At 35.1% G+C, this 12,709-nt stretch carries 12 protein-coding genes and 1 rRNA gene; 1 reads left to right on the forward strand and 12 read right to left on the reverse strand.

Going from position 1 to position 12,709, the window contains the following annotated elements; all coding sequences use genetic code 11:
* The 5 genes from ACJMLO_RS02390 to ACJMLO_RS02410 form a co-directional block, all read right to left on the reverse strand.
* Window positions 1–118: ribosomal RNA gene (locus ACJMLO_RS02390) — 16S ribosomal RNA — on the reverse strand; the annotation flags it as partial.
* A 533-nt stretch (window positions 119–651) separates the two neighbouring features.
* Window positions 652–1,689, reverse strand: coding sequence for a TIGR01177 family methyltransferase (locus ACJMLO_RS02395; protein WP_405293560.1), 1,038 nt, complete (start codon window positions 1,687–1,689; stop codon window positions 652–654).
* Window positions 1,690–1,693: 4 nt separating this feature from the next.
* A complete protein-coding gene (locus ACJMLO_RS02400; RefSeq protein WP_405293562.1) occupies window positions 1,694–2,887 on the reverse strand; it encodes a geranylgeranyl reductase family protein in 1,194 nt (397 codons plus the stop codon).
* Window positions 2,888–2,896: 9 nt separating this feature from the next.
* Complete coding sequence (locus tag ACJMLO_RS02405) at window positions 2,897–3,871, reverse strand: PH domain-containing protein (RefSeq protein WP_405293564.1); 975 nt, start codon at window positions 3,869–3,871, stop codon at window positions 2,897–2,899.
* A 194-nt stretch (window positions 3,872–4,065) separates the two neighbouring features.
* Window positions 4,066–5,331, reverse strand: a complete 1,266-nt coding sequence (locus ACJMLO_RS02410) for a proteasome-activating nucleotidase (RefSeq protein ID WP_405293566.1) — start codon at window positions 5,329–5,331, stop codon at window positions 4,066–4,068.
* 153 nt (window positions 5,332–5,484) lie between these two features.
* Between ACJMLO_RS02410 and ACJMLO_RS02415 the strand changes: the two genes are divergently transcribed.
* Window positions 5,485–5,982 (forward strand): multiprotein bridging factor aMBF1, encoded by a 498-nt coding sequence (locus tag ACJMLO_RS02415; RefSeq protein WP_405293568.1) that lies wholly within the window; start codon window positions 5,485–5,487, stop codon window positions 5,980–5,982.
* Here ACJMLO_RS02415 and ACJMLO_RS02420 read toward each other — a convergent pair whose 3' ends face one another.
* From ACJMLO_RS02420 to hycI, 7 genes are all read right to left on the reverse strand, one after another.
* Window positions 5,983–6,414, reverse strand: a complete 432-nt coding sequence (locus ACJMLO_RS02420; protein ID WP_405293571.1) for a DUF356 domain-containing protein — start codon at window positions 6,412–6,414, stop codon at window positions 5,983–5,985.
* A gap of 5 nt (window positions 6,415–6,419) precedes the next feature.
* Window positions 6,420–7,685 carry a hypothetical protein gene (locus ACJMLO_RS02425; RefSeq protein ID WP_405293573.1) on the reverse strand — a complete coding sequence of 422 codons (1,266 nt, stop codon included), beginning with the start codon at window positions 7,683–7,685 and terminating at the stop codon, window positions 6,420–6,422.
* Window positions 7,682–8,128 (reverse strand): hypothetical protein, encoded by a 447-nt coding sequence (locus ACJMLO_RS02430; RefSeq protein WP_405293575.1) that lies wholly within the window; start codon window positions 8,126–8,128, stop codon window positions 7,682–7,684. Before ACJMLO_RS02430 ends, ACJMLO_RS02425 begins: the two co-directional genes overlap by 4 nt.
* Window positions 8,129–8,214: 86 nt before the next feature.
* Window positions 8,215–9,696 (reverse strand): Mur ligase family protein, encoded by a 1,482-nt coding sequence (locus ACJMLO_RS02435; protein WP_405293705.1) that lies wholly within the window; start codon window positions 9,694–9,696, stop codon window positions 8,215–8,217.
* 287 nt (window positions 9,697–9,983) lie between these two features.
* Window positions 9,984–11,054, reverse strand: coding sequence for a glycosyltransferase family 4 protein (locus ACJMLO_RS02440; protein WP_405293577.1), 1,071 nt, complete (start codon window positions 11,052–11,054; stop codon window positions 9,984–9,986).
* A gap of 77 nt (window positions 11,055–11,131) precedes the next feature.
* Complete coding sequence (locus tag ACJMLO_RS02445; protein WP_405293579.1) at window positions 11,132–12,226, reverse strand: acetyl-CoA carboxylase biotin carboxylase subunit family protein; 1,095 nt, start codon at window positions 12,224–12,226, stop codon at window positions 11,132–11,134.
* Window positions 12,223–12,705, reverse strand: coding sequence for a hydrogenase maturation peptidase HycI (gene hycI, locus ACJMLO_RS02450; RefSeq protein WP_405293581.1), 483 nt, complete (start codon window positions 12,703–12,705; stop codon window positions 12,223–12,225). Before hycI ends, ACJMLO_RS02445 begins: the two co-directional genes overlap by 4 nt.
* Window positions 12,706–12,709: the final 4 nt, after the last annotated feature.

The raw sequence follows: 12,709 nt of genomic DNA on the forward strand, positions 1-12,709 counted from the left end.
TCCTAAGGGTAGATTATCCACGTGTTACTGAGCCGTACGCCACGAATCTAAATTCGTTCGACTTGCATGGCTTAATCGAATCCCAATAGCAGTAACATCTGCCAGGATCAAACAGAATTGAATCACATAACAGACATAATAAGTATAAAGTATTATGAAGTACGCTAAATATAGACGAGTATTACACTAAACTAGTTTGTAACTAATTCACCACATACTACAAAACCAACATCATACTTGAGAAAATTCAAGTACTCACAAAATGTATAGCTACATGCGGAAAGCAACCATCATAGTAAAAATTGTTCCATACAATATTACTTAGGTCATCGCCATAAAACACATAGCACATTTAATAGACAGACAAATTTTATTAACAAATTTAATTAAAAAATATTGCAAAAAAATATTTAAAATAAAATAAATTTCTTAAAAATTTAATTAGTTAAAAATATCAAATTTTAACTATGAATTTAATGAAAAAACGCTTTTAATATAAAATCAAAAATAATTTTCTTAAAATCAAATAAAAATAAAATAGAAAAAAATATTGAATAAAATAATAAAATTAACAGGAATTATAAAGATTCATTGAGTTTAAACCCTTGCAAAAAATAACTAGTATATAAATGTATCCCCATCACTTAAATATTAGTTCAATTTTTTACGTATAACAGAAATAATTCTTGTTAAACTTCTATGCATTTTAATTCCATATTGTTCCACAATTTCAAAACCAACTTCCTTAACCATTGGTTTTAAGTCCACATAATGAGGTGAAGCCATACAAAGGTAAGCATCATCCTTCATATTATCATAGATGGCCTTAAAAAATTCCTTAAAGATTTCATCACCATCGACATCTCCGGTAGATGTGGAAATTCCATAAGGAGGATCAGTAACTACACTGGATACTTTTTCATACATTTTCAGTTCCCGAACATCCAAATGGAATGTTCTGTAATCAGTAATGCCATAATGCTCCAAATTGATTGCAGTTCCATTTTTCATTTTCCAGTAGATATCGGATCCTACAACCTTACATCCGATTAAACCCGCCTCAATAAGTATTCCTCCAGTGCCGCAAAACGGATCAAGCAACAGTTCTCCCTCTTTGATTCTTGACAGATTGACCATACATCTTGCAAGTTTTGGATTCATGGATCCCGGATAGAAGAATGGTCTTTTATGAGGTTTGCTTTCTTCAAAATGTTTTTTATTTAATTTTAATCTTTCAATACCCACATATAAATTATTTTCAAAAGCGGCAACTCTGACCAATGTATTCGGTTTTGACAGGTTAACCCTTATATCATCACAATTTTCCAAAATCAATGTTCCCAGTTTCCTTTCATATCCTACTGTATCAATCTGTGAGTGAATTCTTTTAACACGTACCGCAAAAGTTTTGTCAATATAACAAGACCAATCGATTTGCGAAACATCATTGTCTAAAGTATCAACGCTTGTTTCCAAAATCAGTTCGTGAACTTCATGGGTATATCCTAATCTTTTAATTAATATTCTGTAGTATTCATCAAATTTATCCTGAGAAATATTTTTCAAAATAGCTATGCCTTCACAAACACTTTCAAGCTGAGCATCTATATTTTCACATTCCATTACCGCTTTCAGTTCTGCTAAAGGTAGCTCCGGATGTTCTTGTGATTGTATACATAATAATTCCATAAATTCACCTTAATCCAAATATATTTACAACTTTTTTAAAAAGAAATGTTGGAATAATCTTAAATATTAAACCTCTTTTAATAAATTCCTTTACAAGTTTTGATTGAGTGTCCATATCACCATACTCTGATATTAACTTTTCACAATCGTTTTCCTTAAGTTTTAAAAACAGATAATCCAAATCATCATCATTTAATAAACTGAGAGTTTTTTGAACCTTTAATTGATAACTGAATTCCTTTAGATATTTACTTCTGAAATCCTTCTGATATCCCTTTAATATATTAATATCATCATTATTAATTGCTTCAATGACATACCTGCTTGCAATTTTACAGGCATCAAATGCAATCAGCAGACCCCCACCGGAAGTTGGCTTAACCTGAGATGCCGCATCACCTATCAAAAGCAGCCTATCTTTTACAATCTTATTCCTATCATTGAAAATAGGTATGAAACCCTTATATTTCTCAATGATTTTGTAGTCAAAGTTTTCATCCAAAAAGCTATTTAATACTTCATCCTGCTTTCTGTGATTCTGAGTTGAAAACATTCCCACCCTATATTGATTGTTTTTCAATGGTATGACCCATAAAAATCCGGGCAGGATATCATCCAAGAGATAGGTATCCACATAATCATCACAATTGCGCTCAGACTCCCTAAAAAGGTTAACGTTTTCATCATCTATTTCAACAAGCATCTGTGATGCCGGAAAACTATCCTGACTGTTGGAAATGCATTTTGACAATGTCGAATTGTAGCCATCGCATCCTATTATGATTCTGGATCGGATTTCCTCATCGTTTGAAAGGTAGGTTATTCCCTTTTGACTATCGACACCGACAACCTTCTGATTGATTAGCTGCACTCCACTTTCAATTGACCTGTTTAACAAAAAGTTATCGTATGCAACTCTGTCAATGATGTATGCCACAGCAGTGTCTTTTTCAACGTTGAGAATATGATTTCTGGTATGGAGAAATGCGCCTGTCACTTCATTCAGTATGACTTCCTTCGGCAGTTCATTGAAATCGAAAATGTGTTTGCTTAAAATTCCTGCACATTGTAGAGGATAGCCGATTTGCTTTTTTTTGTCAACGACTGCAACATCCAAACCGCTTTCACTCAGATAATATGCAACAGTCGAACCTACAGGTCCAGCACCGACAACAACAACATCAAAATCAGAATTCATCTAAATACCTTATTTTTTAAATTTATCGAAATGTCTGCGAATAACATTATCAGAAGGAATATCCATATCTTCAACATCATTTTGAGGATATTCTTCAACTACTTCATCATAATAACTTTTAGGTTCATTATTATAATAATAATCATCATTGTCATATGAATAATCGTCCCTTCTTGGATTATAGTTAATGTTCCTTTGAGGATTGTTTGAAGGTTTTGAGTATCCTGAATCATAAGGTTCATATTCATATGTATGACGGGGAGGTTGGTTTGTGATACTTTCAAAATCCTCAGGATAGTATTCATATTCTCCCCTTTGACGAGCATTTCTTTCATGGGTTATTGGAGTTATCGGTTCGTATTCATCATAAAAATCATTTCTTCCCAGATAATCCTCACGAACATACTCATCAGATGCATCATAATAATCATCATGCCTAGCAAAATCATTAGACCTGTCGGAATAAGCGTTGTAGCCTCTTTCCTGATATTGGGGCATGGATTGTGGCGGAGCCTGGAAATTTCTTGGCCCAACCATTCTTGAAAAAATGATCTCCTCCACTTTTGAAGGATTTGAAATGTTTTTTAGTTCCAACTGATTGTTGTCATATGCGCTATACACAGAAACTGATCCCACATTTAACAGACGGGAGAGAATATTTTGAGAAGAATTGATATCCTGAATTGTTGCATAAGGCATGTAATTCTTTTTAGTGGAAATAACTCCTGATTTAATAATGATTCTGCTTTCAGTCAAGGTATATTCCATTGAATACCAACCAATCAGCTGCCAAATAATATAAATAACGTTAATAAGAATGATAACAAAAAAAGCAATGGCCATATATCTAGTCAGTGAAAGTTTAACTTGAGAAATCATATAGACCTGCATTTCCCCTATAAATTTTATCGCAATGGGAGAGATGTTCAGGATAATGATTAGAATAATGACTCCAAGAATTGCTTTTTTACAACCTAATATCATATTAGGTTTTGTTTGGTAAAGTATTCTATCATTAACTTTACTTTCATTATTATTAAAGAACATGATTATAATATTAGAATTTACTTTTAAATAAAGTTTTACAAAAAAAGTAATGAAAAATAAGCCTCAGCTCGCCCATCATTCATCACGCATCAGAGCTCATAGGGTTCATCATTGGCTTATTTCAATTAGATTTATCCAAACATTACGCCAGCTTCTGTTTTGAACAATTCATCCTCTTTGGTTTTGTCCATAACTTTATCAACAGCCTTCATAAAGTCATCTACAGTGATTTTATCACGGGAATCACGAATTGCAAACATACCGGCTTCAGTACATACGGCCTTTAAATCTGCACCAGATAAGCCGTCTGTTAAATCAGCCAACAAGTCAACATCTGCCTCTTCATCAAAGGACATGTTCCTGGTGTGGATTTTAAGGATTTCACGTCTTCCATCTTCATTAGGAAGAGGAACTTCAATGAATCTATCGAAACGACCCGGACGTAAAAGTGCAGGATCCAGGATATCAGGCCTGTTGGTAGCGCCAATGATGCCTATATCCCCTCTGGATTCGAATCCATCGAGTTCTGCAAGCAATTGCATTAAAGTTCTTTGAACTTCCCTATCTCCGCTGGTGGAACTTTTAAGTCTTTTTGCAGCCACTGCATCCAATTCATCAATGAATATGATTGCCGGAGCCTTTTCCTTAGCAAGTTCAAATACTTCACGAACAAGTCTTGCACCTTCACCAATGTATTTTTTAACAAATTCAGAAGCAACAATTTTAATGAATGTTGCATTAGTTTCATTGGCTACTGCCTTTGCAAGTAAAGTTTTACCGGTTCCCGGCGGTCCATACAACAATATGCCTTTAGGAGGTTCTATACCTACCCTTTCAAAGAGTTCAGGTTCAGTTAAAGGAAGTTCAACTGTTTCCTTAACTTCGAGGATTTGCTCTTCCAAACCACCGATTTGGTCATAAGTGATATCAGGTTTGGTTTCGATTTCCATTCCTGAAACATTGGCATCTTTTTCGGAAGGCAACACTTCAACTATGCCGAAAGTCTGTTGATTGAGTGCAACTCTTGAACCTGGCACCAATAATTTTTCATCTAAGAATTTTGAGTAATTAACAAGAAAACTAGGTCCTGTACTGCTTTTTACAGTCATTCTGTGATCATCCAATACTTCTGTAATGGTAGCAAGTACTAAAGGAGGTGACCTAAATCTATCAACTTCAGATCTGAGAGATTTTACTTCTCTTTCAAGTCTAATCTTTTCATTTTCAATTAGAACCTTGTCTTTTTCCAATTTCCTAACTTTCCACATTAAGTTACTTTTAGCTTTGGATTTTTCTTCTCTTAAGGTGTCAATTTCGTCTTGCAATAAATCGACTTTTTCAATTAACTGTTCTTTTGAAGAATTTTCCAAATCATTAAAATCATCCATGTGAATCATCTCCAGTTAGTTTAAATTTTTTAACAACATGTTACTTTAATAACAATTAGTAACTTTAAAGTATTTAAAGGTATTCATTTTAATTGAAACTAACAATCATTATATAACATTACAAATATATATTTAATTAAAAAATAAGGGGAACTGATTGATATGGAATGTGAAATTTGTGGTAAACCAGTACCAGAAAACAATCCAATAAGAGCAAAAATTGAAGGATCAGTCATGGTTGTTTGTAAAGAGTGCTCAAAACTTGGAAAAATTCAAAAAGCACAACCTAAACCGAAATTTGTCAAACAAAATAAGAATAAAAAACAAAGGCCTGCAACAACTAGAAACAGAGCATATTCCAGAAATGAAGAACCTTCCGAAGAATTGATTGAAGACTTTAGTCTGGAAGTAAGAAAAGCAAGAGAAGCCAAAGACTGGTCTCGTGAAGATTTGGGCAGGAAAATCAACGAAAGAGTTTCAGTTATAAACAGAATTGAAACCGGAAAAATGACTCCGGACAATAAACTTACAAAAAAACTAGAAAAAGCATTGGACATCAAACTGCTTGAAAAAGTAGACAATGTTGACCTCAATCAGTTCATCAGCAATTCATCCGGAGAAAGAACCTTAGGCAACATTATGAAAATTAAAAGAAAATAGCTATTTTGTATAGCTATTCAATTTATCATTTCTAATGTGTCTTTCCTTTTTATTTATTTTATAATCAATCATCCCATCATTAATAGCCTTAGTGGAATTATAACCTGTGAAATCATCAGCATTATTCAGGACATATTCCAATTTAGAATAAGCACCATATTCATCGCTTACAACCACCACATGAGCTGGAGGATGAATTTTTTTGACCTGCATAATGCTTAAAGTGGTATCTTCCTTTACAAAAAATGCTGTGGCAACATTAGACTTTGTCTTGAGTTTTGAATTCAATATTCCTTCAACAAGATTATCTGCAAAAGAAGCATCGACTACTTTAGGCTTTGATGTCAGATTCAAATTACCATGGCGTTCCATATCTGCAATTGCATTCAGCAGTTTAGAATTATTTTCTCCTCTTATCAATATCAACGCCATGACAATCACCTGTTCTGGAAAGATTTTAACAGTCTTGATCTGAATACGACTAAAAGTATCAAGATTATGCCCACTGCAGTTTGAATACTTCCTAAAATGTTTAGGATATTACCATCAATAGGTAAATCCCAAGCTGGAGAGGATCTGTCTCCCGGAAGGGCATTATAATAAACACCAACAGCTTTAGAACCTTGTTTTACATTAATGTCCTTAGGTTCAACATGGTCAACACCCATGAGAAGTCCATTGTTAATACCTCTGTTGATAGACCCAGCAATAGTGGATGCATCATATCCATATTTCGCAACTGAAGCTTCAACAATTTCCTGAGTAGTTGATGCCAATCCAGGTTTGTCACTTCCATAAACAGATACACTGACTGCATTTGAACTGACTGTTAAAGCTGAACCCAATGCCTCATATGCATACACGATTCTGAGCTCTGAATTACAAACAGGACATCTGTCATGAGATTCTGCTGCGGGATAACCCATAGCCCATCCACAATCGTCACAGACCTTTGAGTATTCAGAATCCATAGGATAACCTGTCTGGTTCATTTCTATTGGAGTGAACATGTCATCAGTGGAAATACCTGAAATCAGGTTTACTCCACCCCCACCGTATTTCTCTCCTGAATCTCTGGCCACTTCGCCCATAGCTTCAGAAAGAATTGTGGTAGCAGGATATCCATCCCTAATCATTTTTCCAATATTCATTGCAGTTTCTTTTCTGACACTGTCTGCAGTACCGTATAATGGATTTCCTGCAGTGTTTCTCAAGTGAATGATAGCTCCTTTTTGGCCGGGCTGCAATGTAGCAATTCCACTGGTATATGGAGTTACCTTAATGTCATTGCTTGCATCATCAACAGTAATTACATAAGCATTAAAGGAACCTCCAATTGCAGCACCGATATTCGGACCGCCGACTACTAGACGAGCACCTTTAAATTGTGTTGCCAAGGAAGCTGCAGAAGCTGCTGAAGCATTATTCTCCAGATTTGCGACGGCATCCACTACAGAATCCAGCCTTGATTCAGAACTACCGGTACCCCCGGAAAGCACTACAAAATGATTAATCTTTGACATTAAAAATGTTGACTGGAACATGTTTTCTGCAAAGGACATACTTCCTGCTGCCGCACCATTCGGATCATTTCCGGAAGGGTCTGTAATAACAATAATGTTACATGTAGCAGCGACACTGCTCATAGTCATTAAAAGTATAATCAAACAGACAATAGCAATATGGAATTTTCTAATATTCATCCAGTTCCCCCTATTGTCTTATTATCCAATTCAACAGAAGAAAAATCTTCTATGACAGTGACTGTAACTACACCAGTATTTTTATCTACTTGCACATCTGCAGCAGTAATAGGCTCTACAGATGTTCCAGGCACTGTCGACCGTGTTGCAAATTCTTGAGCCGTCTGTATCGCATCCTGCAGCGAAACTTCTCTTTTGGAAGTTTTTAAAATATCATCATATATAACACTTCCATCCCTAAAACCGGCTTGCATAACATTATATCTGATAGTGTCAACCGGAACTATATCATTGCCTTTAACAATGATTCCGGAAATAGGAATTCCGTCAGTAATATCATCAGATGAAGCGAAAGCCACATAAGTGATTAAACGACCGCAAAGAATTAAAATAAACGCCAATAATAAAATAATTAATGTGTCTCTTCTAATCTTTATAAACATGTTTATTTCCTCATAGTACTGCTATTCTTTTAAGAAAGAATAAATTATACATTTATTATATTAATTTAATATTATATTTAAATTTTCTATATTATGTCAGACAAAAGTGACTCTGCAGGATCCATTCCCTGAGCCCCAATCAACAGAATAATATCCTTCTTATCCGCTTTATTGTAAACTTCCCTTAAACAATCCTCTAAATTATCAAAATGAATATAGTCAATGTTATTCTTATTTAATGTATTGAAGAATACTTCCCTTTCATCTTCTTCAACAAAATTCAATTCATTTACAACATCATTGCTTGAAGATAAATATAAAACAATATTCTCATCCATTGACTCAATCAAAGCATCAACATTCAACTGATTAATTTCAATCCCTCTAGACCCTCTGATTGCACAGACAACATGCAGTTTCTGATTGTCCGGAAGCAGCTTGAGAGTTTCGGAAATTGTAGCCTTGATTCCATCGGGATTGTGGGCAAAATCATCATAGATTAAGGGTTCATCATTTAATTTTGCAAATCTTCTATTGAGCGCCTTGTAAGTTTTGACTCCATCAGTTATTACATCAATATCCAAATTTAATGATATGCAGGCCCCGATTGCAGACAATATGTTTTGTATGAAATGATTGCCCTTGAATGGAAGCTCATCAATTGTTAAAATAGTTGAACCATCATATATTATTTTACCGTCGTCGAAGTAAACCGCATTATCGCTATCCAGTTTAGACATTGAAGTGTAAAATGGATTTTGAGCATCCAATTTTCGAACCAGCTCATCATCATGATTTAAAACAGTAAATCCTCGGCCAATAGATTCCGGAACAGCTTTCAACTCATTGAATACATCATCGACAGAATTTATAAGACCTATATGATCCATTGCTATATTTGTTATAACTCCAACTCTTGGCCTTACGGCTTCACTCATTAACGCAGCATGATTTTCCATCAGATGACCAAGCCATCCCTGAACTTCAGACACTTCAATGACCAGATAATCAATTGTTCCGTTAGTTTCAACCTCATCAGAAATTAGTTTGGAAACCATCGGATCAATTAAAGTGTTGAATTCAGATTCACTGTCGGTATTGGTCAATACATGATAACCTGCATTATTTAAAATATGATAAATCATATGTGATGTTGTTGATTTTCCATTTGTTCCAGTAATTACAACATTGGTTGAAGTAGGGGAAAAGTGACTGATTGTATATGAAAGTGCATAGGCATTGGCCAGTTCAATCTTATCGGTTATGATTAAAGGGAAACCTAATCTTTTAGCCTCTTCTATAGCTCCGTCCTTAGGATTTTGAGTAATCAAGCAAGCAATATTTCTGTTGAATGCCATTTCAATTCCGGTTTTGTTAATCCAATGCCTGATTACAATATCTCCAGTATGGGCATCGTTTAGAAATGTGAATCTTCCGGAAAATCCGTCAATTGAAAAGAAATCATCATTACCGATGAGTTCACCTTCAACAAAATCCACCAAATCATCAATGTCATCCAAAGTATCATTAATCGAATAATCTAAAACGTATTTTTCAGCATCGGCCATGTCCTCAATAATAATCAGTGGAAAGTTAAGGCGATTTGCAGCTTCAATGGCTCCTTCCTTAGGATTTGGAGTTACAAGACATGCAATATTTTTATTAAAAGCTATTTCAACACCGGCAGGATCAATCCATTCCCTTATAACAATATCCCCCGTGTGTGCATCATGCAGGAACGTGAACTTTCCTGTAAAACCATCAATAGAGAAAAAGTCATCATTACCTACAAGTTTCCCATTAATAGACCTGACAAAATCCTCAATATCCATAAAAATCACCAAATCATAAAAATTTAAAAGACATACATCTTAGCGAGTATACCTACAGCACATAATAAAGCTGTAATTCCCCAATAGCTCAAAACGATCTTTGTCTCAGACATCCCATAATGATTTAAAGTGTGGTGCAAAGGTTCCACAGGCAACTTGATAATATGAGCCCTGTGCATTAAACTTACAACGACTGAAATGATTGGAACACCCAATGCAAGTACTCCAAAGTATGGTATATTACCTATTAGAACCGCAGCCGCATAGCCGGTTCCAAGAACAAATGAACCTGTATCGCCCATGAATATTGATGCAGGATATTTGTTAAAGACTAAAAATCCAAGACATATTGCCCCAAGGATTAAAAATGGAGGGCTGATTGTTGCAAGCCCAAATAAATCAGCATACAAACAGCAAGAAATAGATGCAATACCTACAATTCCCGCTGCAAGTCCGTCCATACCATCAATAAGATTAACTGAATTAATGGATCCGAGAATTGCGATAACTACAACAGGAATGGCAAGCCATCCTAATGTAAATCCTCCCAATGTTGTTACGGCTCCAGTCAAAGCCAAAAATAGTCCCAAAACTATTTGGCAAATTATTTTTTCTGATTCTTCAGGTTCTGTTTTAATTGGAACTTCACCAACAACTTCCACCTTACCTGCCTTAAGCAAATCATCAACTTCAGCCTTTGCTTTTGGAGTTGCTACACGAACCTCTTCATTCGGTTCAACATCCAATCTTCCCAAAGTTATAGTTTCATCGGATATGTTTACAACAATTTTTTGAACTTCTTTAACCTTTAGTCCAATTAAATCATCGACCAATCCTACAATTCCTCCTGCAAGCATAATGAATGATACAAGCAATATTGAAGTATTGTGATAATATAGTGCAAAAATTAAGGAAATTGTAAATAAAAAGGCGATTCCTCCCATTGTAGGAGTACCACTTTTATGTCTATGTTCACTAACTATAGGATTATCAGCAATCCTTGCTTTTAGCAATATCCTTTTAACATACCATGTGAAGAATATTGCAGCAACCAATGTTATTAAAAAAAGAATTAACATTTCTGTATTATTCATTATACCACACTATCATAATCATATTAATATGGTATATATTAGTAATAGTATTTAATTATAACTTATAACACAGAAATTCAGGTTAACTTTTCAACCAAGTTTTCAAGTTCCTCTCTGGAATCTGCCCTTGCGGTAACCCTTTGATAACCTTCCGGCCCATGAACAACAAAATCATTATTTTCAAAAGATTTGACTGGATCGTTTGGAGCAGGCCCTTTATAGTTGCCTATTGGAATTTCAGTTGAATGATAATACTTGAGTTTATCGGAAATATTTGCTAAACTGAACTCTCCAACTGCCATATTAACCAATTCACATAATGAATTCACTCCACAAGTTGCGGTAGTCAGATATCTGGTTCCGTTTGGTCGAGTATTCACTTCAATTGCATAAAGCTGATTGTTTTTTCGAGAAAACATGAAATCCATTTCAAAGATTCCGTCAGAATTGAGGTTTTTAGCTACCTGATAAGCAGTATACTGAACCAGATTATTATCCAATCCTTCAACCATGCAAGGTCCGGTTTTGGTTTTGTTCAATGGGTGTGTCCCTTCAAGGGTAGTTTCGCCTTTATAAATTGGCGGCAATGCCACATATTCGCCTTTATAACCCAATACTTCAATTGATATTTCCGCACCTTCAATAAACTCTTCACATAATGCATGGTCAAATTCATTGAAATAATCCTTCACGTCATCTATTGAGCGGGCTACCTTAATGTCTTTGCCACCTTGACCTTCCCCCTGCTTTAGGACAACCGGAAAATCAAGAGTCAAATCATCAGGACTGTTTAAAATTTGATAATTTGGAGTGGCAACACCTATTTCAGTGAAAAATTCCTTTGTCTTGATTTTATCGGAAGTCAGCTCCACTGCACGTACTCCTGCTGCAATAACCGGAATGCCCTGTTCAGATTCAAGTTCCTCTTTCATGTGAGCAACATCAATCAATGGAGGATCAATTCCAATCAATGGTACGACCGCATCTACATTCTGCATCAATGCCACCTGTTTAGGTCCATCCATTCCACGCGGAACAATAAACACCTGATCCGGCAAATCAAGGTTGATTGCATCTTCATTTGATTCAGTCAAAACACTTTCTATACCTTTAGACTTCACATACCAATCTAAATCATCATACAATCTTGAGCCGATAAATAAAATTTTCATAATATAATTCCTTTTAAAATTTCTATAAATTCATTGGCCGCCTTTTCAACTTTCGGCGTTGGTTTTTCACCCCAATCCATAGTTTCAGGCTCAATACCAACGAATATTATTCTAAATTCCGTATCCCTTTCAAGATAGCGAACAAAGAATGACAGTGACATCGAATGAGTTGAAATGCCAATGTTTGCAAATTCATATTTGTTAACGATTTGCATATCTCCAGGATTCATACCCATCAAACATGCATCAACAATAATTAAATGAGTGGGATTTTCTTTTCTGATTTTGCCGGTGAAGTTTTCAGGTACTGTTTCGGCATCAATGAACATCAGGTTTTTATTTTCAATGTTTTCTTCCTTTAGCTTCTGTATAATGAATGGTCCCACACCATCATCACTTTTCAGCTTATTGCCTACACCCAATACCAGCAATTTCTCGAAACCTGTTAGAAAATTGCTTAACTGAGATTCAAATTCCATATTT

The organism is Methanobrevibacter sp. (assembly GCF_045120835.1).
Taxonomy (GTDB): domain Archaea; phylum Methanobacteriota; class Methanobacteria; order Methanobacteriales; family Methanobacteriaceae; genus Methanocatella.